The 21435-nt window shown below is 25.5% G+C and carries 23 protein-coding genes and 4 tRNA genes; 21 read left to right on the plus strand and 6 right to left on the minus strand.

The window, feature by feature from the left end; all coding sequences use genetic code 11:
* Positions 1-46: 46 nt before the first annotated feature.
* Positions 47-122 (plus strand) — tRNA-Lys (locus ACTT88_RS02990).
* 10 nt (positions 123-132) lie between these two features.
* On the opposite strand, the gene ACTT88_RS02995 is transcribed toward ACTT88_RS02990, so the two are convergent.
* The gene (locus tag ACTT88_RS02995; protein WP_440907871.1) at positions 133-960 is read right to left on the minus strand and encodes a M48 family metallopeptidase; all 828 of its coding nucleotides are present in this window, start codon (positions 958-960) and stop codon (positions 133-135) included.
* 117 nt (positions 961-1077) lie between these two features.
* Between ACTT88_RS02995 and ACTT88_RS03000 the strand changes: the two genes are divergently transcribed.
* A complete protein-coding gene (locus ACTT88_RS03000; RefSeq protein ID WP_440907872.1) occupies positions 1078-1695 on the plus strand; it encodes a DUF502 domain-containing protein in 618 nt (205 codons plus the stop codon).
* Here the strand turns inward: ACTT88_RS03000 and recG are convergent.
* Complete coding sequence (recG, locus tag ACTT88_RS03005; protein WP_440907873.1) at positions 1692-3743, minus strand: ATP-dependent DNA helicase RecG; 2052 nt, start codon at positions 3741-3743, stop codon at positions 1692-1694. The genes ACTT88_RS03000 and recG overlap by 4 nt on opposite strands.
* 25 nt (positions 3744-3768) lie before the next feature.
* Between recG and ACTT88_RS03010 the strand changes: the two genes are divergently transcribed.
* Positions 3769-4032: a succinate dehydrogenase assembly factor 2 gene (locus ACTT88_RS03010; protein ID WP_440907874.1), complete on the plus strand. Its 264-nt coding sequence runs from the start codon at positions 3769-3771 to the stop codon at positions 4030-4032.
* Here ACTT88_RS03010 and ACTT88_RS03015 read toward each other — a convergent pair.
* A tRNA-Ser gene (locus tag ACTT88_RS03015) sits at positions 4033-4122 on the minus strand.
* Between the two features lie 93 nt (positions 4123-4215).
* On the opposite strand from ACTT88_RS03015, the gene ACTT88_RS03020 reads away from it, so the two are divergent.
* Genes ACTT88_RS03020 through ACTT88_RS03065 form a run of 10 tightly spaced genes read left to right on the plus strand, consistent with a single transcriptional unit; the run spans position 4216 to position 13367 of the window.
* Positions 4216-5001 (plus strand): class I SAM-dependent methyltransferase, encoded by a 786-nt coding sequence (locus tag ACTT88_RS03020; protein ID WP_440907875.1) that lies wholly within the window; start codon positions 4216-4218, stop codon positions 4999-5001.
* A 4-nt stretch (positions 5002-5005) separates the two neighbouring features.
* The gene (rarD, locus tag ACTT88_RS03025; protein WP_440907876.1) at positions 5006-5887 is read left to right on the plus strand and encodes an EamA family transporter RarD; all 882 of its coding nucleotides are present in this window, start codon (positions 5006-5008) and stop codon (positions 5885-5887) included.
* Positions 5874-6875, plus strand: coding sequence for a lytic murein transglycosylase (locus ACTT88_RS03030; protein WP_440907877.1), 1002 nt, complete (start codon positions 5874-5876; stop codon positions 6873-6875). The genes rarD and ACTT88_RS03030 overlap by 14 nt, the downstream gene beginning before the upstream one ends.
* Positions 6865-7626 carry an SPOR domain-containing protein gene (locus ACTT88_RS03035; protein WP_440907878.1) on the plus strand — a complete coding sequence of 254 codons (762 nt, stop codon included), beginning with the start codon at positions 6865-6867 and terminating at the stop codon, positions 7624-7626. Before ACTT88_RS03030 ends, ACTT88_RS03035 begins: the two co-directional genes overlap by 11 nt.
* Entirely contained in the window at positions 7619-8770 is a 1152-nt protein-coding gene (locus ACTT88_RS03040) for a D-alanyl-D-alanine carboxypeptidase family protein (RefSeq protein ID WP_440907879.1), read from the plus strand. The genes ACTT88_RS03035 and ACTT88_RS03040 overlap by 8 nt, the downstream gene beginning before the upstream one ends.
* A complete protein-coding gene (gene tmk, locus ACTT88_RS03045) occupies positions 8763-9377 on the plus strand; it encodes a dTMP kinase (RefSeq protein ID WP_440907880.1) in 615 nt (204 codons plus the stop codon). Before ACTT88_RS03040 ends, tmk begins: the two co-directional genes overlap by 8 nt.
* Positions 9374-10303: an AAA family ATPase gene (locus ACTT88_RS03050; RefSeq protein ID WP_440907881.1), complete on the plus strand. Its 930-nt coding sequence runs from the start codon at positions 9374-9376 to the stop codon at positions 10301-10303. The genes tmk and ACTT88_RS03050 overlap by 4 nt, the downstream gene beginning before the upstream one ends.
* A complete protein-coding gene (gene metG / locus ACTT88_RS03055) occupies positions 10296-11837 on the plus strand; it encodes a methionine--tRNA ligase (protein WP_440907882.1) in 1542 nt (513 codons plus the stop codon). The genes ACTT88_RS03050 and metG overlap by 8 nt, the downstream gene beginning before the upstream one ends.
* Positions 11830-12591 carry a TatD family hydrolase gene (locus ACTT88_RS03060; protein ID WP_440907883.1) on the plus strand — a complete coding sequence of 254 codons (762 nt, stop codon included), beginning with the start codon at positions 11830-11832 and terminating at the stop codon, positions 12589-12591. Before metG ends, ACTT88_RS03060 begins: the two co-directional genes overlap by 8 nt.
* A gap of 5 nt (positions 12592-12596) precedes the next feature.
* A complete protein-coding gene (locus tag ACTT88_RS03065) occupies positions 12597-13367 on the plus strand; it encodes an MBL fold metallo-hydrolase (RefSeq protein WP_440907884.1) in 771 nt (256 codons plus the stop codon).
* Here ACTT88_RS03065 and ACTT88_RS03070 read toward each other — a convergent pair.
* Genes ACTT88_RS03070 through ACTT88_RS03080 form a run of 3 tightly spaced genes read right to left on the minus strand, consistent with a single transcriptional unit; the run spans position 13362 to position 15586 of the window.
* On the minus strand, positions 13362-13904 hold the full coding sequence (locus ACTT88_RS03070; protein ID WP_440907885.1) for a glutathione peroxidase: 543 nt from the start codon (positions 13902-13904) through the stop codon (positions 13362-13364). The two genes, ACTT88_RS03065 and ACTT88_RS03070, sit on opposite strands and share 6 nt — an antisense overlap.
* A complete protein-coding gene (nhaA, locus tag ACTT88_RS03075; RefSeq protein WP_440907886.1) occupies positions 13901-15082 on the minus strand; it encodes a Na+/H+ antiporter NhaA in 1182 nt (393 codons plus the stop codon). The genes ACTT88_RS03070 and nhaA overlap by 4 nt, the downstream gene beginning before the upstream one ends.
* A gap of 6 nt (positions 15083-15088) precedes the next feature.
* Complete coding sequence (locus ACTT88_RS03080; RefSeq protein ID WP_440907887.1) at positions 15089-15586, minus strand: zinc-ribbon domain-containing protein; 498 nt, start codon at positions 15584-15586, stop codon at positions 15089-15091.
* 94 nt (positions 15587-15680) lie between these two features.
* Here ACTT88_RS03080 and ACTT88_RS03085 point away from each other — a divergent pair.
* The 8 genes from ACTT88_RS03085 to ACTT88_RS03120 all read left to right on the plus strand — a co-directional run bounded on the left by ACTT88_RS03085 (position 15681) and on the right by ACTT88_RS03120 (position 21424).
* Positions 15681-15757, plus strand: a tRNA-Pro gene (locus ACTT88_RS03085).
* Between the two features lie 6 nt (positions 15758-15763).
* Positions 15764-16045 (plus strand): ETC complex I subunit, encoded by a 282-nt coding sequence (locus ACTT88_RS03090; protein WP_440907888.1) that lies wholly within the window; start codon positions 15764-15766, stop codon positions 16043-16045.
* Positions 16046-16048: 3 nt separating this feature from the next.
* Positions 16049-17041 (plus strand): putative transporter, encoded by a 993-nt coding sequence (locus ACTT88_RS03095; RefSeq protein ID WP_440907889.1) that lies wholly within the window; start codon positions 16049-16051, stop codon positions 17039-17041.
* Positions 17041-17982 carry a class II fructose-bisphosphatase gene (glpX, locus tag ACTT88_RS03100; RefSeq protein WP_440907890.1) on the plus strand — a complete coding sequence of 314 codons (942 nt, stop codon included), beginning with the start codon at positions 17041-17043 and terminating at the stop codon, positions 17980-17982. The genes ACTT88_RS03095 and glpX overlap by 1 nt, the downstream gene beginning before the upstream one ends.
* 47 nt (positions 17983-18029) lie before the next feature.
* Positions 18030-18104 (plus strand) — tRNA-Glu (locus ACTT88_RS03105).
* Positions 18105-18108: 4 nt separating this feature from the next.
* The gene (locus ACTT88_RS03110) at positions 18109-18366 is read left to right on the plus strand and encodes a GIY-YIG nuclease family protein (protein WP_440907891.1); all 258 of its coding nucleotides are present in this window, start codon (positions 18109-18111) and stop codon (positions 18364-18366) included.
* A 1-nt stretch (position 18367) separates the two neighbouring features.
* Positions 18368-20470: a glycosyltransferase family protein gene (locus ACTT88_RS03115; RefSeq protein ID WP_440907892.1), complete on the plus strand. Its 2103-nt coding sequence runs from the start codon at positions 18368-18370 to the stop codon at positions 20468-20470.
* A gap of 15 nt (positions 20471-20485) precedes the next feature.
* Positions 20486-21424 carry a glycosyltransferase gene (locus ACTT88_RS03120; RefSeq protein WP_440907893.1) on the plus strand — a complete coding sequence of 313 codons (939 nt, stop codon included), beginning with the start codon at positions 20486-20488 and terminating at the stop codon, positions 21422-21424.
* Positions 21425-21435: the final 11 nt, after the last annotated feature.

Here is a 21435-nt window from a genome sequence, read left to right on the forward strand (position 1 = left end):
AAATAATAATTCTGTATATAACAATTATTCAATTTGAATAATTTGGGGGCCCTTAGCTCAGTTGGTAGAGCAATTCCCTTTTAAGGAATGGGTCGATGGTTCGAGTCCATCAGGGCTCACCACTAATTTCAATTAGCTTAGATTAATAGGCGGATAATCTAAAATTACTTCGTTCATCCATTCATTTAATTGTTTAATGCGAGTATCAGAAGAAGGATGGGTACTCATAAATTCTGGTGGTTCTTTACCTTTATTTGCTTCTTTCATTCTTTCCCAGATTTTTACTGTTTCTCTAATATCATAACCAGATAAAGAGGAAAAAATCATACCAAGATAATCAGCTTCGCTCTCTTGCTTTCTGTTAAAAGGATTCATTATTCCTAATTGAGCTAATAATCCAACTGTATCCATTCCGGTAGTTCTGTTTATATCAGATAATACGCCTCCACTTGCAATATCTATAATTCTTGCTCCAGTGTTTAATAAAACACCTCGACTTGCTCTTTCAACAGAATGTTTTGCTACTGCATGAGCAACCTCATGACCCATAATAGCTGCTAAACCATTTTTATTTTTTGTTACATCAAGTATACCCGTATAAACAGCAATCTTACCTCCAGGCATGCACCATGCATTTCTAACTTTTTTATTATCAATTAAAATATATTCCCAATCAAAATTTGCTGTTGGATCATTTAAATTTGCTCTATAGAAATATTCGCTTATCGAATCTTCCATTCTTTTACCAATATCTTTAATTTCGTTTAATGTTTTTGTGTCTTCACTCATCTTTTCTTTTTTTTTGATTTTTTCATAAATTTGTGCAGCTTGAGCATTTAATTTTGCTTCAGGTATAATTTTTAATTGTTTTCTGTCAGTTATTGGTGCTGTAGAGCAAGAGTGAAAAAGTAGACTACCACAACCACAGCCCATGTAAGTCAAAAATTTTCTTCTATCCATAAGTAACTAAAATTGATAATAATAATTTAACATGAATCTTAATAACAAAATTTTAATTGTATTATTTATCATTGCAATTGTTTTTGTTGTCTATGCTAGTTATAGTTAATTGAAAATATGTCAAAAAAAGGGTCAAAAAAATCTTTTTCATTAACCTTAAGAAACTACTTTATTGCTGGAGTAGTTGTTTTAATACCAATTGGTTTTACATTATATCTTACAAAGATTTTAATTGGTATCTCCTCAAATTTAATACCAAAAAATATAAATCCAAATAGTTATTTACCTTTTAATATACCTGGTGTTGAAATTGTTATTTCAATTTTACTTATAACTATTGTAGGTGGACTTTCATTGTCATTTTTTGGAAGAAGAATACTTAAATTAATTGATGATTTATTTAAAAGAATTCCATTTTTAAGAACAGTTTATTCTGCAATTGTTCAAATGACCGAAACCTTTTCCAAAAAAGATGATGGAAAAAGAAGTGTAGTTTTAATTGAATATCCAAGAAAAGGAGTTTGGGCAGTTGGTTTTGCTACAAAAGAAAATAAAGGTGAGATGGCTCAAAAAACTGGTAAGAATTTAATTAATGTTTTTGTACCAACAACTCCAAATCCTACTAGTGGTTTTTTATTAATGTTCCCTATAGAAGATGTTATTTATTTAAATATGTCTTTTGAAGAAGCATCTAAATTTATAGTTTCAGCAGGAACCTCTACTAAAAAAAGTTAGGCAATATCATTTATTATATCTGCCCTGTCGTACAATTTTATCAAAGGCTTAAATTTACTTATATCTTCATTTGATTTTTCTATTCTTCTCATTTCCTTTTCAGCTAATAAGAAAAGATCACTATTCTGAATTGGATCAGCTAACTTAAAATTTTTTACACCACTTTGTTTAAATCCCAAAATATCTCCAAACCCTCGTAATTTCATATCTTCTTCAGATATTAAAAAACCATCATTAGTTTCTTTTAAAATTTTTATTCTTTTTTTTGCGTTATCGCTTAGATTAGATTTAAACATTAATATGCATGTAGAGTCTTTATCTCCACGACCAACTCTACCTCTTAATTGATGAAGTTGAGATAAACCAAATTTGTTGGCATTTTCAATTATAATCGTATTTGCATTTGGAAAATCTATTCCTACCTCAATAATTGTTGTAGAAACCAAAATCTTAAATTTATTATTCAAAAAATTGTTTAGTATTTCATTTTTTTCATCCACATCAGTTTTGCCATGGAGTAAACATACTTGATTTGGAAACCTTTTTTCTAAATATTCATACTTTTTTACAGCTGATGAATGATCCAATTTTTTAGACTCCTCAATTAACGGACAAACCCAAAAAATTTGATTTCCTATATTAATTTCTTTTTTTATAAATTTTAAAACATCTTCAATTTTAATCTCTAATTTACTATATGTTTTAATTGGCTTTCTATTTTTAGGTTTTTCTCTAATTATTGAAATATCCATATCACCATAAATTGTCATTGTTAGAGTTCTAGGTATAGGTGTTGCTGTCATTAATAATACGTCGCAATTTGGTCCACCTTTATCTGACAATCTTTTTCTTTGACTCACTCCAAACTTATGCTGTTCATCTATAATTATTAATCCTAATTTTTTAAAAATTACTTTTTTTTGAAATATTGCATGTGTTCCAAAAATAATATCAATTTTATTATTTTCTAATTTTTTATGAATTTCTTTTTTTAATTTATATTCAGATTTTCCAGAAATCAGATCTATATTCATATTTTTAGGAAATATTTTTTTTGCAAGCATAAAATGTTGTCTCGCTAGAATTTCTGTAGGAGCCATAAAAGCAACTTGGAAACCAGAATTTATACTATTTATTGCCGCTAAAAGAGATACTATTGTTTTTCCACTACCAACATCTCCTTGCAAAAGTCTAAACATTTTATTTGGTGAACTTAAATCTTTGTTTATTTCGTTAAGTGATTTTTGTTGATCACCTGTAAGAGAAAAATCTAATTTATTTGTTATTGAATTTTGTTTATTTATATTAATAACTTTATTTTTTTTTTTTATTTTTCTTATTTTTTTTCTTATTTCAGAATTAACAAGAAATGTTGAAAATATTTCATCAAAAGCGAGTCTTTGATAGAAATTTGATTTATAATTTCCAATATTTTCAGGTTTGTGCAGTTCTTTAATTGAGCTATTCCAACTTATATTTTTAAATTTAGATAAAATACTTTTAGAGTGCCATTCATTAAAAACTGGTAAATTATTGATTATTTGATTTAAGATTTTATTATATATTTTTTCAGAAATACCTTCAGTTAACGAATATTTATTATGAGTTTGTTTGATTAAAGAGGAATCCTCAGAAACATATTTTGGATTTGTAATTTGGTATTTATTCCTAAAATGACCTATTTTACCACTAACAGTAATTTGTTTGCCTAAGGGTAGGATTTTTTTAATGTAACCTTCATAACTATTAAAAAAAATACAATCTATTTCACCAGTTTCATCACTACATAAAACTCTATTTGGTAATTTCCTTATTCTTGGAAAATTATACTTTTGTGGAATTATAGTTACTGTTTGTATTTCACCAATTTTTAAATCTTTTATTTTTGATGACAAGCTTCTATCCGTATAAGATTTTGGAAGTTTCCAAAGTAAATCAAACAAATTATTAATATTTTTCTTCTTTAATAAATTTTTTGTTTTAGTTCCTACACCTTTTAAAGAACTTAAATCTGACAATAAATATTCATAATTTGTTTTATTATTCATTAACAACTAATATATTCTAATTATTATGATCAACATAGATGAATTAAAAAAAAAAATTATTTACAGATCTAATTATAGAGGCACAAAAGAAATGGATAATCTTTTGGGTGCATTTACAAAAAAATATATAAATAATTTAAATGAAAATGATCTTCTTGATTTAGAAAAACTACTGAACATTGATGACACTAATTTGTATAATTTTTATAATGGTTTTAAAACCGATTTTGAGTTTGAAAATAACAACATTAATTTCTTATATAAAAATTTTGATTATACACAAAAATGATGGCGGAGAGACTGGGATTCGAACCCAGGAAAGAGTTGCCCCTTTGCCGGTTTTCAAGACCGGTGCTTTCAACCGCTCAGCCATCTCTCCATGAGCAAGGTTTTATAAGTATAATTTTAAATATCAACAAAAAAAAATAACATATAACTACTAATTTTATTTTTTTATAATAGAAATGAGAATATGAAATTATCTAATAAATCAATAATAAAACAATTGAATAAATATAAGTTTTATCACAAGATAAAAATTAATAACGATATTTATACTAAAGGAAATGAAGGACTTATAAAATTTCAAAAAATTCCTCTAAAAATTCTAAAAAAATATAATTTAAAAAATAAAAAAGTTCTTGATATTGGATGTAGAGATGGTCTTTTTTCTTTTGAGGCAGAAAAACTAGGTGCTAAAGAAATTCTAGGAATAGACAACGACTTATCTTTAGGAGCTACTAAATTTTTAATACCTTTTTTTAAATCAAAAGTAAAAATGAAAAAAATGAATCTATATAATTTAAATAAACTTGAAAAAAAATTTGATTTAATTATTTTTTATGGAGTTTTGTACCATCTAAGATATCCTTTTTGGGCCCTTAAAATTATTAAAGACTCACTTAATCCAAATGGTAAATTACTATTGGAAACTGCTATTTATATACTTGGAGATAAAAAAATTCCTTTATTATATTGTCCTTTTGATAAAGATAATCCGTATGATAAAACTAGTTGTACTTTTTACAACGAAATAGGATTAATTCAAACTCTGTCATCGTTAGGTTTAAAAGTTAAAAACATAACTTATTCTGTTGCTCCAAGAAATTTTTTAAAACGAATTTTTTTAAAAAAACCATACCCAATAAGAAGAGCAACATTTGAATGTGCTTTAGATAATAAACAAAACAAATATCTTGGTGATTATTGGAATCAATTTCATATTAATCACACTAAAAAAAATATTTTTAAAAAATAATTTATTGAAATCTTTTAATTTTAATTCGGGTATTCTTTATGCTTTTTCAGGATCCTTCTGGTGGGGTTTTTTTGGAGTTATATATTTTAAATTCTTTGCATATATTGGACATTTGGAATTAGTGATTCATAGGTGTCTTTGGACAACATTAACATTATTTATTACAACTTCATTATTAAGAAAATGGAATGTTTTTTTTGATATCTTAAAAAAAAAAGAAAAAATTTTTTATTTAGCTATTTCAGGTTTTTTAATATTCATCAATTGGGGAGTGTGGATATATGCAATTGCAACAAATAGAATTATAGACGCTAGTTTTGGTTATTTTATTATGCCAATTTTAAGTGTTTTATTAGGTTATTATTACTTTCAAGAAAAATTAAATAAAAAAAGAGTTTTTTCAATTTTATTAGTCATAATATCAATTTTATTTTTGATTTTTGTTAATTTAAATTCATTTCCTTGGGTAGGGTTAATAGTTGCTCTAAGTTGGGGTTTTTACAATCTAGTCAGAAAAAAAATTAACGTTGATACTGATATCGGTCTATTTATAGAAAGTTTATTTATCTTTCCTATTGCATTAATAATTTTTTATTTAATTATGAAAAGTGGATATAACGATTTTAAATTATCTGATCCGTCAATAATGTTTTTGTTATTTATAGCAGGACCAATGACAGTTATACCATTATTCTTATACGTAAGAGGTGTTGAATTAAGTGGTTTAGGACCCACAGGTATGATTTTTTACGTTACTCCATCTTTACAATTTATACTTGGGTATTTTTATTATAATGAGCCTTTTTCAATGACAAAATTAGTTGGTTTTATTTTCATATGGATTGCTGTATTTATATATTTAATGGACTTACATGAAACAAATTAAATTTTATTATATTATCTTTTTTTTTATATGCACTGTTTCCTATGCTGACACAAATAAAGAATTTGAAATCTGGAGGAACAATTTCAAAAAAATTGCATTAAAAAATAATATTTCTGAGGAAACATTCAATCTAGTTATGATGGATACAACATTTCTATCAGATGTAATTAAATATGATAGATATCAACCAGAATTTTATGAGGATACCAAAACGTATATTTCAAAAAGAACATCATCAAAAAAAGTTTTGATAGGAAAAAAATTTTATGAGAAAAATTCAAAATTAATAAACTCTGTTCAAAACAAATTTAATGTGGAAAGAGAGTTGTTATTAGCTTTAATGGGTATAGAAACTAATTTTGGTACATATGTTGGCAAAATGGATATTTTGTCATCTTTAGCAACTTTAAGTTTTGATAAAAGAAGATCAGAATTTTTTACAAATGAATTATTAATTCTTTTAAGATTAATTGAAGATAAACAAATAGACCACAAAACCTTGTATGGATCTTGGGCAGGAGCTTTTGGTTTTTTTCAATTTATGCCATCTACAATGAAAAATTATGCAATTGACCATGATGGTAACGGATATATAGATTTAAAAAATTATGATGATGCATATGCTTCTGCATCAAACTATTTAAATCAAATCGGTTGGAAAAGTGAGAGTCCTTGTTTTTATAGAATTGATTTATCAGATAATATACCAGGTAAGTATCTAAACATTTCTGCAAAAAAACTTCATGATAAAAAAAAATTAAAATATTTTAGAAAATATATTAAAAATGATGATAAAATAGATAACAAGTATAATGCTTTAAAGGTAGCGATTATAACGCCAGATAAAGATATTATACCTGATGCAGAAACTTTAAATCCAGCATATATCGTTTTTGATAACTATGAGATAATATTAAAATGGAACAGGTCACTGCGATTTGCTCTAGCCGTTTGTACTTTAAAAGATAAATTTAAGAATGAACTTTAAAAAAATTATATTAATTATTTCTATATTTTTTTTATCTGCATGTAATCAATTTGATCAAAATAATAAATCATTAGTTTATATAAGTGATCAAAAATATAGTAATACTGGATTTGCTCTAATTTATGACGATGAATTAAAAAAAGAAAAAAAAATATCTAAAAAAATTGACAATAGATCTCTTTTAATTTTTCATAATAAAATCAAAAAAAATTCATTTGTTAAAATTACCAACCCAATTAATGACAAGTCAGTTATAGCAGAAGTAATTTCTAATAATGTTAAATTCTCAACTTTTTACAACTCTGTAATTACAAAAAGAATTGCTGAGGAGCTATCTCTTGATGCTAAAGAACCTTATATTGATCTTGTTTTAATCTCTAAAAACTCAACTTTTGTGGCAAAAAAGGCTAAAACATTTGATGAAGAAAAAAAAGTAGCTGAAAAGGCTCCAGTAGATGGAATTACTATAGATAACCTTAGCAAAGAGAAAGGAAAAAAAATTAAAATAAAAAGACATAAATTTTTATATTCAATCAAAATTGCAGATTTTTATTACAGAGACTCAGCAGAAAATATGGTTAATAGAATAAAAGATGAGACAAATATAAAAAAATCTGTAATTAAGAAATTATCTAAAACTAAATATAGGGTATTATTGGGTCCATTTAATGATATAAAAAAACTAGAAAAATCATTTAATGAAATAAAAGTTTTAAACTTTGAAAATATAGAAATATTAAAAGATGTTTAGGATATTATTAATTGTAATAGTTTTTAGTTTTTCTTTTATAAATATTTCAAAAGCTAATTTTGATGTAAAAGCAAGAACTGCTATATTACAAGACTATCATTCTGGGGAAATTCTTTATGAAAAGGAGCCAGATATTTCAATTTATCCAGCCTCTATGACAAAAATAATGACAGCAATTATTGCTTTTGATTTAATTAAATCAGGTGATCTTAGTTTAGATGAAAAATTTATAATATCAGAGAGAGCATGGAGATTATCTACATCTGGATATTCATCTATGTTTATAATGGTTGGTGATCAAGTCTCTGTAGAAAATTTATTAAGAGGTATTATCGTTGCTTCAGGTAATGATGCATGTATTGCATTGGCTGAAGGTATAGCAGGTACTGAAGAAGAATTTGCAATTTTAATGACTGCTAAAGCAAAAGAATTAGGTATGGATAATACAAATTTTTCTAATTCATCAGGAATAAATGACCCCGATAATTACTCAACTGTTAGAGATATTTTAAAAATGTCTAGATATTTAATCAAAGAACATCCTGAATTTTACAAAATGTTTGCTGAAAAAGAATTTACGTGGGATAGAACAGGGGGTGATCCAATAACACAAGGAAATAGAAATCCTTTGCTTTATAAAAATCTTGGAGCAGATGGAATTAAAACCGGTTATTTAGCTGTTGAAAAATATTCTTTAGCATCATCAATAGATAGAAATGGCAGAAGATTGATTGCTGTAGGAAGCGGTTTTAATTCAAAAAATTCTAGATCTAAAGAGAGCACAAAATTACTTACATTTGGTCTTACAAACTATGATCTTGTAGAAATAGCTAAAGCTAACAAACCATTACACAAAATTGATGTTTGGTTAGGAAAAGAGAATAGTGTGCAAGCATATACAAATGAAGATATTTATAAAACAATCAAAAAAGCGAAAAAAAAGCTTCTAAAAGTTGTTGTTAAGTATGACGGACCAGTCGAAGCACCAATTGAAAAAGATCAAAAAATAGCCACTCTAAGAGTTGTTTATGATCAAGAACTTGTTGGTGAGTATGATTTACTTTCATCGAAAGAAGTTAAAAAAGTTAATTTTTTTACAAGATTAATAAAATCAATAAATTATTTAATTTGGGGTGATGTCTAAAAAACCCATCATTGTTTTTGAGGGTATAGAGGGTAGTGGCAAAAGTCATCATATAAATAAAGTATCTAAATATTTAGATAAAAAGAAAATTAAATATATAAAGATAAGAGAACCAGGTGGAAGTCTTAATTCTGAAAAAATAAGGAGATTGATTTTAAATAAAAAATCTAATTTTAACATATATACCGACTTACTTTTATATTTAGCAGCACGTAGTGAAAATATAAATCTTATAAAAAAATCGTACAAAAAAAAAATTATTTTGATTGATAGATTTATAGACTCAACTATTGCATATCAGCATTATGGAATGGGTGCTGATTTAAAAATAATAAAAATCATAAATAAATTTCTATTAAAAAACATTAAAGTTAGCTTTACTTTTCTCAATATTGTAAATAAAAAAAATCTATTCCAAAGATTAAAAAATAGAAAATCTTTAAATAGATATGATCAGTTTAATATGAATTTTTACAATAAAGTTCAAAAAGGTTTTTTAAAATTAGCTAAATTAAATAAAAAATCATACAAAATTATTGATTCTAATTTAGATATAAAAAAAAATGAAGATTTAATAATAAATCAAATTAAAAAATTAATTAAATGAATTTAAATCCTCTAACTCAAATAAATTTATTTGAGCACAAAGAAATTTTTAGTCAATTATATAAATTATCTAAAAACGATACTTTACCTAATAAAATTCTTTTATCTGGTGAAAAAGGTATTGGAAAATCAACTTTAGCATATCATTTAATCAATTTTGTATTATCGGAAAATGAAGAACATCCCTACGATTATAAAAATAATAAAATTAATCCAGATAATAAGTCATATAAACTTATACTAAATAAATCTAACCCAAATTTTTACTTGATTGATGTCTTAGAAGAAAAGAAAAATATTGATATAAATCAAATTAGGGAATTAATAATAAATCTAAACAAATCCTCATTTAATAATAAAAAAAGATTTGTTTTAATTGATAATATTGAATTATTAAACTTAAATTCTATTAATGCATTGTTAAAAATTTTAGAAGAACCTAATGAAAATATAAATTTTATTTTAATTAATAATAATAAAAGAATACTACCAACACTTAAATCTAGATGTTTGAATTTCAAAGTTTTTTTAACAAAAGATCAGTCTACTAGAATTGTTAATCAATTACTAAACGATGACATAAATACTATTATCAATAATAAGTTATTTGATTATTATGCAACTCCTGGAAAATTATTTAAATTAATTAAGTTGTCTGAAGAATATGACTTTGATCTTGTTAATTTTGATTTAGATACAACTTTAACTACCATAATCAAAAATAAAATTTATAAAAAAGATAAATCAATTATTGAAATCATTTATTCTTTTATTGAACTTTATTTTAGAAACAATATATCTATTGAAAATATTAGTTTACTAAAGCCATACCATTATTTTTTAGAAAAAATTAATAATACTAGAACTTATAATTTAGATGAGGAAACATTGTTTATGGAATTTGAGGATAAAATACTAAATGGATAAAACTTATTATATTACCACGCCTATTTACTACCCATCAGCTAAGCCACATATGGGTCATGCATATTCAAGCATTATCGCTGATTTTTTTGCAAGATTTAAAAAAATTGATGAATATCAGGTTCATTTTCTTACTGGCACAGACGAACATGGATTAAAAATTCAAAGATCCGCAGAAAAAGCGGGGAAGGAGCCTCTCGTATTTTGTGATAAAATTAGTCAAACCTTTAGAGATCTTTCTGATACTTTGAATTTGTCAAATACTGATTTTATAAGAACTACAGAAGCTAGACATAAAAAAACAGTTCAACATCTTTGGAATGAACTTGAAAAAAATGATGATATATACTTATCAAACTATTCTGGATGGTATTCAGTATCAGATGAAGCCTTTTATAACGAAGACGAAATTGAGGAATTAGAAGGAAAAAAAATTTCTATATCATCAAAATCTCCTGTTGAATGGATTGAAGAAGAATCTTATTTTTTTAGACTTTCAAAGTGGGAAAAACCGTTATTAGAATATTATGAAGCTAATCCAAATTTTATTTCTCCACAATCTAGGAAAAATGAAGTTATTAGTTTTGTAAAAAGTGGTCTTAAAGATCTTTCTGTTAGTAGAAAAAGTTTCTCATGGGGCATACCTGTTCCAAATAATAAAAACCACGTGATATATGTTTGGCTCGATGCTTTAACAAATTATTTGAGTGCATTAAACTATCCTAATACAAATGATGATTTGTTTAAAAAATTTTGGCCAGCCTCAATACATTTAATTGGAAAAGATATACTTAGATTCCATGCTGTTTATTGGCCTGCCTTTTTATTAGCAGCAAAAATTGATTTACCAAAGAGAGTTTACGGGCATGGATGGATATTATCTGGGGAAGAAAAAATGTCTAAATCTAAAGGAAATATACTTGATCCACTTGAAATAATTAAAGAGTATGGTCTAGATCCTTTAAGATACTACTTAATTAAAGAAGTTTCTTTTGGGAACGATGGAAACATATCTCAAGAAAGACTTGAAGATTGTATTAATAGTGATCTAGCTAATAATTATGGAAATTTATGTCAGCGTGTAACTACTTTTGCAATAAAAAATTGTAACGGGAAAATTCCATTGGAAGTTAAATTTCATGATGAAGATTTATTAATATTAAATAAGTATAAAGATAATTTAGATTATATTAGGTCACAAATTGACAATCAAAATATTAATTTTTACATTGATTATATAGTAAATTCACTTTTTGAAGCTAACAAATATTTTAATGATCAAGAACCATGGAAAAAGAAAGACAATATAATTAGATTAAATACTATTGTTTATACCACTTTAGAAATTGTAAGAAAAATAAGTTTTTTACTATATCCAATTATTCCTGAATCTTCTTTAAAGGCATTAAAGATCTTTGATATTGAAGAAAAAAATATAAAATTAGACACAGTTTGTAATAATGAGTATTTAACAAAAGGTAATAATATTAATAAAATAGACATACTTTTTAAAAAAATAGAGAAAAACAATGATTGACTCACACTGTCATCTAGATCATGAACCATTATTAAGTGATTTAGCTAATGTAATACAAAGATCAAAAGAAGTGGGTATAGAAAAATTACTAACTATCTCAACTTCGTTTGAAAGTTTTGCTAGAGTAAAAGATTTAATTAATAGAGATGAGATGATCTATGGTACTATTGGCATTCATCCTCATGAAAGCTCCACAAATATTATCACTTCAAAGCAGATCATTGAAAGGCTTAATGAAAACTCAAAAATTATTGGAATTGGAGAAACTGGGTTAGATTTTTATTATAATAATAGTGAAAAAAACAAGCAGATAGCAAGCTTTAAAGAACATATAGATGCATCCATAAAAACCAATATTCCATTAATTGTTCATTCAAGAGATGCGGAAAAAGAAACATTTGAAATTTTAAATGAATATAAAAATGAAAACCTTAAAATTTTGATGCATTGTTTTACTGGTTCTAAAGAATTCTCAGAAAAACTAATGACTTTAAATTCATTCTTTTCAGCAAGTGGTATCATTACATTTAACAACTCATTGGATTTACGAGATACGTTCAAATCTATTCCAATGGATAATATCTTAATTGAGACTGATAGTCCATTTTTAGCGCCCGTTCCTAAAAGAGGAAAAAAAAATGAACCATCATTCATTGATTTTACTGCTGCAAAATTAGCTGAAATTAAAAATATATCTAAAGAAGATCTTATAAAAAAAACTACAGATAACTTTAATAAACTATTTTTTAGTTGAAATTAATGAAATTTATTATTTTAGGCTGTGGTAGTTCAATGGGTGTGCCAAGACCAGATGGTTTCTTTGGAAATTGTGATCCTAATAATAAAAAAAATTATAGAACAAGATGTTCAGCTTTAATAAAAACCACAAATGAGAATATTCTTATAGACACATCTCCTGACCTACGACAACAACTTTTAAAACAAAAAATAAAAAAAATTAATAAAGTATTATATTCTCATATGCATGGTGATCAAACTCATGGAATAAATGATTTAAGATCTTTTTATATAAACAGTAAAAAACAGCTTGATGTTTACGCAGATAAATATACTTCAAAATATCTAAATTCTACATTTTCCTATATATTTAAAAGCTATTCAAAAGAATATCCTGCAACACTAAAACTCAATAAACTACCAAAAAAAATATTTACAAAAAATAATAATAAAAAAATTGGTATTCAATCAATTATGGTTGAGCATGGTAAAGTGAAATCAAATTGCTTTATAATTAATAAAAAATTAGCTTATATAAGTGATGTAAGTAAAATTTATAATAAAGATCATAAATATTTTAGAAATCTTCAATATTTAATTATTGATTGCTTATGGTACAATTATCATCCATCACATTTTAATTTAGAAACTTCACTTGCTGTAATTAAAAAATTCAAACCTAAAAAAGCTATTCTTACTAACTTATCTCCAGTATTAGATTATAAAGTGCTTAAAAAAATGTTACCTAAAAATGTTATTCCTGCACATGATGGATTAACAATAAACTTATAAGATATTTTCTATGGCTTTAATTATTTTTTTTGAAGTTGGTTTTGTAAATGATGCAAATGTATCTTGAACTTTACCTTCTTTATTAATTAAAATTTTATGAAAATTCCACTTTGGTTCAGCCGACTTACCATGATTTTTTTTTGCCCATTTGAAAAGTTCATGAGCATTTTTACCTTTAACTTCAGTTAATGTAGTTAGAGGAAAGCTAATATTAAAATTTACTTCACAAAATTCTTTGATATCTTTATTGTTATTTTTTTCTTGATTAAATGAATTAGATGGAACACCAAGAACAATTAAACCTTTTTCTTTATATAAATCCCACAATTCTTGTAATTCATCATATTGTTTTGTAAATCCACAGTAACTTGCTGTATTTACAACTAAAATAACTTTATTTTTATAATCTTTAAAATTAATTGTCTCTCCAGTTATGCTCTCTATTCTGAATTCATAAATTATTTTTTCATAGTTCGCAGTTGCTGAAGTTTTAAAGAAAAGCATAATTATAGATAATAGAAATATTATTTTTCTCATTTGCTAGGTTTATTTGGCGTAAGTAATATTAAAAAATAACCAAATAAAGTAGATAACAATGATCCAGTTAACACACCTATTTTTACACCATCCATATATTGCATATTTTCAACAAAAGCTAAATTTCCAACAAATAAGCTCATTGTGAAACCAATGCCAGTAAGAACTCCTACTCCATAAAAATTGTACCAACTTGTGTCGTTTGGCATTTGTGCTACTTTCAATTTTATAGAAACGTAAGAAAATACAAAAACACCTAGTTGTTTACCAAGGAATAGACCTAATACGATTCCTAGTGGAACCTTATCAAGTAATGAAGCAAACGATAAACCCTCTAGAGATACACCAGCATTGGCAAATGCAAATAAAGGCATTATTCCAAAAGCAACATATGGACTAATTGCATGTTCAATTTTTATTAATAAAGAAAAATCTTTTTCTTTTTTTCTGTGAGGTATTGTCATGGCTAACAAGACACCAGCAATAGTAGCGTGTATTCCTGAGTTATGCGTAAAATCCCAAAGGAATAGTCCTACAACCAAATAAGGTAGAAACTTTTTAATATTAAATTTGTTAATTAATAACAAAACAATAAAAGCTAATAACATTAAAGTTAAATACTTAATACTCAAATCTCCAGAATAGAATAAGGCGATAATTACTATTGCTCCTAAATCATCAATTATAGCTAATGCAGTTAAAAATACTTTTAATGACAAAGGAACTCTTTTACCTAACAAAGATAAAACTCCTAAAGAAAAAGCGATATCAGTTGCTGAGGGAATTGCCCATCCATTTAAAGTTTCACTATCGCCTAAATTTATAAAAACATAAAACAGTGCAGGAACTAACATTCCCCCTACAGCAGCAATTATAGGCAATAAAGCTTGTTTAATATTAGAAAGTTCACCTTGTAAAAATTCTCTCTTAATCTCTAAAGTAACAAAGAAAAAGAAAATCGCCATCAAGGCATCATTAATCCAATGCAATACTGATAACTTTAATCCAAAATTATTAATACCTATGAACAAATACTTATTTAGAGTAGCAAAATATAAATCTGCTAGTACAGAATTGCTTATAAATAATGCAATTATCGCAGCAAACAATAATACAAGTCCACTGGCAGCTTCTAATTTAAAAAACCATCTAAAAGGCTTAGATATATAATTAATCATAAAAAATTAAATTAGGTCTATAATAAATAGTTTTATATCTTGCAATGTTTCAAAAAGGTTAAATAGTATAATTTCTATTCCTGGAAATACATTAATTAGTGGAGTTTTTAGAGTATCTACCAAGATAATTAATGCAACAAGAGATATAATAAATACTATTAAATAAGAAAAAAACTTACTTCCCTTATTTTCTGTTTTTTTAAGTGTACTTGTATTTTTTTGTTTTTCTGAATTTTTTTCTTTTTTTTTATTATTTATTTCAGTTTTAATTATTTCTTCTGGTTGTTGTTTCTCTTCTATTTTATCCTCTTTATTTTCAGCTTTTGTTTCAATGTCTTCACTGATAATTTCCTGTTTTAACTCTAATACTTCGTTATTTTTTTCTTGGACATTATAAAACCAAATATGATCACATGATCCACATTGCAAATCTCTACCTTCATCTGGTATTAAAGAATTATCAATTTTGAATTGCTTGTTACAATTTGGACAAGTAATTATCATGCTTCGTTATATACCAGATTTTATTCAAATTTCTTTTAATTTTGGTATCTTTATACATTGAAATTATCAATAACTGCTGTATTAGTACTCGGATCGGAGTGTAGCGCAGCCTGGTAGCGCATCTGGTTTGGGACCAGAGGGTCGCAGGTTCGAATCCTGCCACTCCGACCATCATTTATGAAAAAAGCTATAATTTACATTCCAAATAAAAATCCAATGCAATCAGGATTAGCAAAGAATGATAAATGGATTTTAGAATTTAAAACCAAAGATCCAACAAAAAATCCTTTGATGGGTTGGGAAAGTTCATCTGACACTTATACAGAATTAAAATTAGAATTTTCATCAAGAGAATTAGCTATTAATTATGCAAATAAAAAAAAAATTGATTTTGAATTAATAGAACCTAAAAAAAGAAAAACTGTAAAAAAATCTTACGCAGATAATTTTTTGAAATAATTAATGTTTAGATTTTTCACACAAAAAAATTGGTATCTTTGGTCTTGGATAGGTTCGGCTGTTATTTTATCATCTCTTTGGATACAAGTTAAGATAGACGTTAAAATTAATGAATGGTTTGGTGAATTTTATGATATGATTCAAAAAGCTCTTGGAGCCCCAAACTCTATTACTATAGAAGAGTACTGGGCAAGTTTATTGTCTTTCATAACGTTAGCAGCTATGTACGTTGGTGTAGCAGTAATAGTAAGTTTTTTTACTTCACATTATTTGTTTAGATGGAGAACAGCTATGGTTGAGTGGTATCATAGTGTTTATGATAAAGCTCGAAAAATTGAAGGTGCAGCTCAAAGAGTTCAAGAGGATACCATCAAGTTTTCGAGAATAATGGAGTCTCTAGGTACCAGCCTAATTGAAGCTTTAATGATACTTATTGAGTTTATGCCCATCTTATTTGGATTAAGTATAGGAATACCAATATTCTTTTTTGGTGATTGGGATTATGGTTTAATAGTTGGTGCTTTAATTTGGTCGGTTGGAGGAACAATATTTTTAATTGTACTTGGTTTAGTTTTGAGATTAGTAGGTGTTGAATACGATCTACAAAAAAAAGAAGCAGCCTATAGGAAAATACTTGTGATTGCTGAAGATGATGGAACTATAAGACCTAAAACAATAGAAGAATTATTTGATGGAGTTAGAAGTATACATTTTTTAAGTTATATTAGATATTTGTATTTTAATATTGGAAGAATAGCATATTTACAGGCAAATGTTTTGTCAGCATATGTTTTTTTAGCACCTGCTATAGTTGCTGGAGCAGTAACTCTTGGTGTTATGCAACAAATAATAAGAGCTTTTGGTAGAGTAGAGGGTTCTATGCAATATATATTGAAAGCATGGCCAACTATAATTGAACTTGCTAGTGTTTATAAACGATTAAGAGAATTTGAGTCTAAAATTAATCAAGAAGAATTAATAGATGAAAAAGCTTAATGACTATAGATAAAAATTTTATAGATAAATTTGTTAATATAACTTCTAAAGCAGCATTAGCATCATCATATTTGATTGGAAAAAAAGATAAAATTGCAGCTGATAAAGCAGCTGTAGACTCCATGAGATCTGAATTAAACAACTTAGAAATGAAAGGTCATATAGTAATAGGAGAAGGTGAATTGGATGAAGCTCCAATGTTATATATTGGAGAAAAACTTGGTACAAACAATGGACCTGAATTTGATATAGCTGTAGATCCATTGGAAGGCACAAATTTTGCAGCAAACAATTTACCTGGAGCATTATCTGTAATAGCTGTTGCAGAAAAAAATAGTTTATTTAATGCTCCAGAAACTTACATGGAAAAAATATCAACTAAAATAACTGAAAAAAATGTTATTGATTTAGATTATACAGTTAAACAAAATATTTCCAATTTAAGTGATTATTTAAATAAAAAACCAGAAGAATTAACTGCATGTATTCTTGATAGGCCAAGACACAAAGAGATAATTGAAGAACTAAAAAAATTAAAAGTTAATTTGAAATTAATTACAGACGGTGATGTGTCGGGAGCATTGTTAGTAACAGATGAAAAATATAATGTTGACATATTTTTAGGTATTGGTGGTGGCCCTGAGGGTGTGCTTGCCGCAGCTGCTTTGGATACATTTAATTGTAATTTTCAAGGTAGGTTTTTGTTTAAAACAGAAAAGGATAAATCAAGAGCAAAAAAAATGGGTATAAATAATTTAAGAAAAAAATATGAATTAAACGAAATAGTCACAGGCGATTCTATTTTTTGTGCGACAGGAATTACTTCAGGCGATTTGGTAAAGGGTATCGAAATACAAGGTAATGATTTTGTTTCAGAGACATTAGTGACTCATAAATCGTCATGTCTTAAAAAAGTAATAAAACTAAAACAAAATTTATAATGATATACTTGATTAATTGTTGATTATACAATAAAAAGCAGCAATTCGGTCCCTTCGTCTATCGGTTAGGACACGTGGTTTTCATCCTCGAAAGAGGGGTTCGATTCCCCTAGGGACCGCCACTAAATGACATATTTTCTATACATGTTATTAGATACCGACGATAAAATTTCTTATGTTGGTTATACAAATAATTTGAATAAGAGGCTAGAACTTCACAATAATGGTAAAGGTGCTAAATTTACAAGAGGAAGAAAATGGAAAATAATATATAAGTTAAAATGTGCATCAAAATCTGAAGCTATTAAAAGTGAAATCTTATTAAAAAAAAATAGAACGTTGAGAAACAAAATTAAATTTGAATACTTAGATAAGTTTAAATAATATGAAAATAGCTATACTTCTACCTTATAAAGAGAATTATTCTAAATTTGATACAGGTGCAGTTTCAATTTTTGTTAATGGTGTAAATAATTTAAGTAAATATAAGGATAATATAAAAATTTATGGTTCTACTACTCATAAGCCTTTATCTCAAAATTATAAAAATTTATCTTTAAAAAAAAAATTTTTTCAGAGTTCAAGTAAAGTTTATGTTCAAGATTTTTTAAAAAGTATTAAAAATGAAACAATTGATATTTTAGAAATTCACAATAGACCGCATTATTTGAAATATTTATTAAAATTAAATAATACAAAAAAAATTCTTTTCTTTCACAATAATCCTATAGAAATGCAGGGCTCTATAACAGTTAAAGAAAGAGAAAATCTCATTAAGAATTCTGATATGTTAATATTTAACAGCAGTTGGACAAAATTAAAATTTTTGGAAGGTTTGAAAATTTATAAAAATGATAATAAAATCAAAATAATTCCACAATCGACAACAAAAGTTAGAATAAATTTTTCTAAAAAGAAAAAAATTATATCTTTTGTAGGAAAGCTTAATTCTTCAAAAGGATATGATTTATTTGGGGAAGCAATTTTAAAAATTCTTGATAGTTACAGTGATTGGAAAGGTATTGTTATTGGAAATGAACCTAGACAAAAATTATTTTATTATCATAAAAATCTAATAAATGCAGGATTTAAAAGTAATAAATTTGTTCTTAAAAAACTTGAGGAAGTTAGCATATCTGTAGTTCCTTCACGTTGGGACGAACCATTTGGAAGATCTAGTTTAGAGGCTTCAAGTAGAGGGTGTGCGGTTATCAGAAGTGATACAGGTGGACTTAAAGAAACTACTGATCATGCCATTGTACTAAAAAAAATGACATCAGAAGAATTATTTAAAAAAATAAGTTTTTTAATCAAAAATAAAAAAAAATTAATTGAATTTCAAAAACAAAATTATAAAAATTTTAAACTCACTAACCAGAATTCTATAAATTTATTAGATAATATTAGAAAGAAATTACTTTTGAATAATGAAAATTATAAAATAAATGACAAATGTTTAAAAATTTTACACATAACTAATTTTAATGAAAGATTTAATGGTAGATTGCATTATAATACAGGTAAAAGAATTAACAATGGTTTGATTAGACTAGGTCATAATGTATACCAACTAAGTGATAGAGATATAATTTCATCAAGTAGAACTATTTTAGATCCATCCTCAAAAAAAAATTTAAATAAAAAAATAATTGATATTTATGAGAATTTTAAACCCAATTTAATTATATTAGGTCATGCTGACCAAGTTGAAAAAAAAACTTTAAAAATTTTAAGAGAAAGAAATCAAAATATCAAAATTGCTCAATGGTTCTTAGATCCATTGTCTAGATATGGTCCGGATTATTTAAATAATCGAAAAAGAATATTAGATAAAATAGATTTAATTGATTCTACTTTTATAACATCTGATCCAAAATCTTTAGATTTTGATATTAAAAAATGTTTTTTTATTCCAAATCCTGCAGATCGATCATTTGAAATTTTAAATAATTCAAAAAAAAAATTGGACAATGATGTTTTTTTTGCAATGAGCCACGGTGTACACAGAGGAAATCTTAAATCAGGTAAATATGATGATAGAGAAAAAATTTTAAAAAAACTTTTAAAGATAAATAAAATTAAATATGATTTTTATGGTGTAAATAATATACAGCCAATATGGGGGGATAATTTTCTAAACAAAATATCAAAATCTAAAATAGGATTAAATTTAAGTAGGGGAAAGCCCTTCAAATACTATAGTAGTGATAGGATAGCTCAATACATGGGGAATGGACTGCTAACATTAATTCATAAAAATGTAAAATATCAAGATTTTTTTAATAATAAAGAAATAGTTATATATAAAAATTTTAATGATTTAGTTAGAAAGATTAAATATTTTATTGAAAACGATAAAGAAAGAAAATTAATTGCTAATAACGGTAAAAAAAAATATTTGAAAGAATTTAATTCAGAAAAAGTATCAAAATACATTATTTCAAAAACCATGAATATAAGATCAAGAGAAAAATTTTTGTGGGATTAGTTTTTAATATCTTTAATGAAAATCTTATTATTTGTAAATACTAAACAAAATTTTACTGAACCAAATAAATTAGGTGGAATTGAAATTTTAAACTATGAATTATTTTTATATTTAAAAAAAACATATAATGTTAAGCTAATTAATTCGATTACAAAAGGTATTAAAAAAATATGTTGGGATATAGTTATTAGTTCTAACGATGCCTCTGTTTTTAATGAAATCCAAGCACAAAGGAAAATTTTATGGTTACATAATAAGCTTCAAATTGAAAAAGCAATAAGAAAAAAACAATTTTTTCCAATTATGTTTAATAAAATAGAAACCGTTTTTGTAAGTAAATATTTAGAAGATAACACATCAAAAATTTATAATTTTAAAAAAAGATTTATTATACCTAATTTTTTACCCAGTATTTATTCTAAAATTAAATTTAAAAAAATATATAATTCTAAGAAAAATATATTTGTTTGGTCGGTTCAAAGAAATAAGGGTTTAGAAGATTTTATTGATGTATGGATTAATAAGATTCACCCTCTAAATTTAAATTGTGAACTGCATATTTTTAATAAAAATATTAACAAAAATTTTTTAACTAATTACAATATTTATTTTCATGGAAGATTACCTAGAAATAACCTTTTGAATTTTTATAAAAAAAGTGTAGGCATGATTTGTTTAGGTTATGATGAAACGTTTTGTTTAAACGCTATTGAGGGTATGAGTATGGGTTTGCCTGTAATATCTTTGGGAGAAACAGCTCTTAACGAAATAATAATTAACAATAAAAATGGATATAAAGTTAATGATATTAATAAAATTCATTTAAAAATTATTAAATTTTTAAAATTAAGTTTAAAAGATAAAGCCAAACTATCAAAATCTTCAGTTAACTTTAGTTCTAAATACAAATTTGAGCAAATAGTAAAAAAATGGAATAAATTAATTATTAGTTAATTTTACTAAAA

Source organism: Candidatus Pelagibacter sp., from assembly GCF_052046145.1.
In the GTDB taxonomy this organism is placed as follows: domain Bacteria; phylum Pseudomonadota; class Alphaproteobacteria; order Pelagibacterales; family Pelagibacteraceae; genus Pelagibacter.

Excerpts from the sequence above, each read along its gene's own strand:
- ACTT88_RS02995 (WP_440907871.1), bottom strand. The coding sequence starts at position 960 with ATGGATAGAAGAAAATTTTTGACTTACATGGGCTGTGGTTGTGGTAGT.
- ACTT88_RS03000 (WP_440907872.1), top strand. The coding sequence starts at position 1,078 with ATGTCAAAAAAAGGGTCAAAAAAATCTTTTTCATTAACCTTAAGAAAC.
- recG (WP_440907873.1), bottom strand. The coding sequence starts at position 3,743 with ATGAATAATAAAACAAATTATGAATATTTATTGTCAGATTTAAGTTCT.
- ACTT88_RS03010 (WP_440907874.1), top strand. The coding sequence starts at position 3,769 with ATGATCAACATAGATGAATTAAAAAAAAAAATTATTTACAGATCTAAT.
- ACTT88_RS03020 (WP_440907875.1), top strand. The coding sequence starts at position 4,216 with ATGAAATTATCTAATAAATCAATAATAAAACAATTGAATAAATATAAG.
- ACTT88_RS03030 (WP_440907877.1), top strand. The coding sequence starts at position 5,874 with ATGAAACAAATTAAATTTTATTATATTATCTTTTTTTTTATATGCACT.
- ACTT88_RS03035 (WP_440907878.1), top strand. The coding sequence starts at position 6,865 with ATGAACTTTAAAAAAATTATATTAATTATTTCTATATTTTTTTTATCT.
- ACTT88_RS03040 (WP_440907879.1), top strand. The coding sequence starts at position 7,619 with ATGTTTAGGATATTATTAATTGTAATAGTTTTTAGTTTTTCTTTTATA.
- tmk (WP_440907880.1), top strand. The coding sequence starts at position 8,763 with ATGTCTAAAAAACCCATCATTGTTTTTGAGGGTATAGAGGGTAGTGGC.
- ACTT88_RS03050 (WP_440907881.1), top strand. The coding sequence starts at position 9,374 with ATGAATTTAAATCCTCTAACTCAAATAAATTTATTTGAGCACAAAGAA.
- metG (WP_440907882.1), top strand. The coding sequence starts at position 10,296 with ATGGATAAAACTTATTATATTACCACGCCTATTTACTACCCATCAGCT.
- ACTT88_RS03060 (WP_440907883.1), top strand. The coding sequence starts at position 11,830 with ATGATTGACTCACACTGTCATCTAGATCATGAACCATTATTAAGTGAT.
- ACTT88_RS03065 (WP_440907884.1), top strand. The coding sequence starts at position 12,597 with ATGAAATTTATTATTTTAGGCTGTGGTAGTTCAATGGGTGTGCCAAGA.
- ACTT88_RS03070 (WP_440907885.1), bottom strand. The coding sequence starts at position 13,904 with ATGAGAAAAATAATATTTCTATTATCTATAATTATGCTTTTCTTTAAA.
- nhaA (WP_440907886.1), bottom strand. The coding sequence starts at position 15,082 with ATGATTAATTATATATCTAAGCCTTTTAGATGGTTTTTTAAATTAGAA.
- ACTT88_RS03080 (WP_440907887.1), bottom strand. The coding sequence starts at position 15,586 with ATGATAATTACTTGTCCAAATTGTAACAAGCAATTCAAAATTGATAAT.
- ACTT88_RS03090 (WP_440907888.1), top strand. The coding sequence starts at position 15,764 with ATGAAAAAAGCTATAATTTACATTCCAAATAAAAATCCAATGCAATCA.
- ACTT88_RS03095 (WP_440907889.1), top strand. The coding sequence starts at position 16,049 with ATGTTTAGATTTTTCACACAAAAAAATTGGTATCTTTGGTCTTGGATA.
- glpX (WP_440907890.1), top strand. The coding sequence starts at position 17,041 with ATGACTATAGATAAAAATTTTATAGATAAATTTGTTAATATAACTTCT.
- ACTT88_RS03110 (WP_440907891.1), top strand. The coding sequence starts at position 18,109 with ATGACATATTTTCTATACATGTTATTAGATACCGACGATAAAATTTCT.
- ACTT88_RS03115 (WP_440907892.1), top strand. The coding sequence starts at position 18,368 with ATGAAAATAGCTATACTTCTACCTTATAAAGAGAATTATTCTAAATTT.
- ACTT88_RS03120 (WP_440907893.1), top strand. The coding sequence starts at position 20,486 with ATGAAAATCTTATTATTTGTAAATACTAAACAAAATTTTACTGAACCA.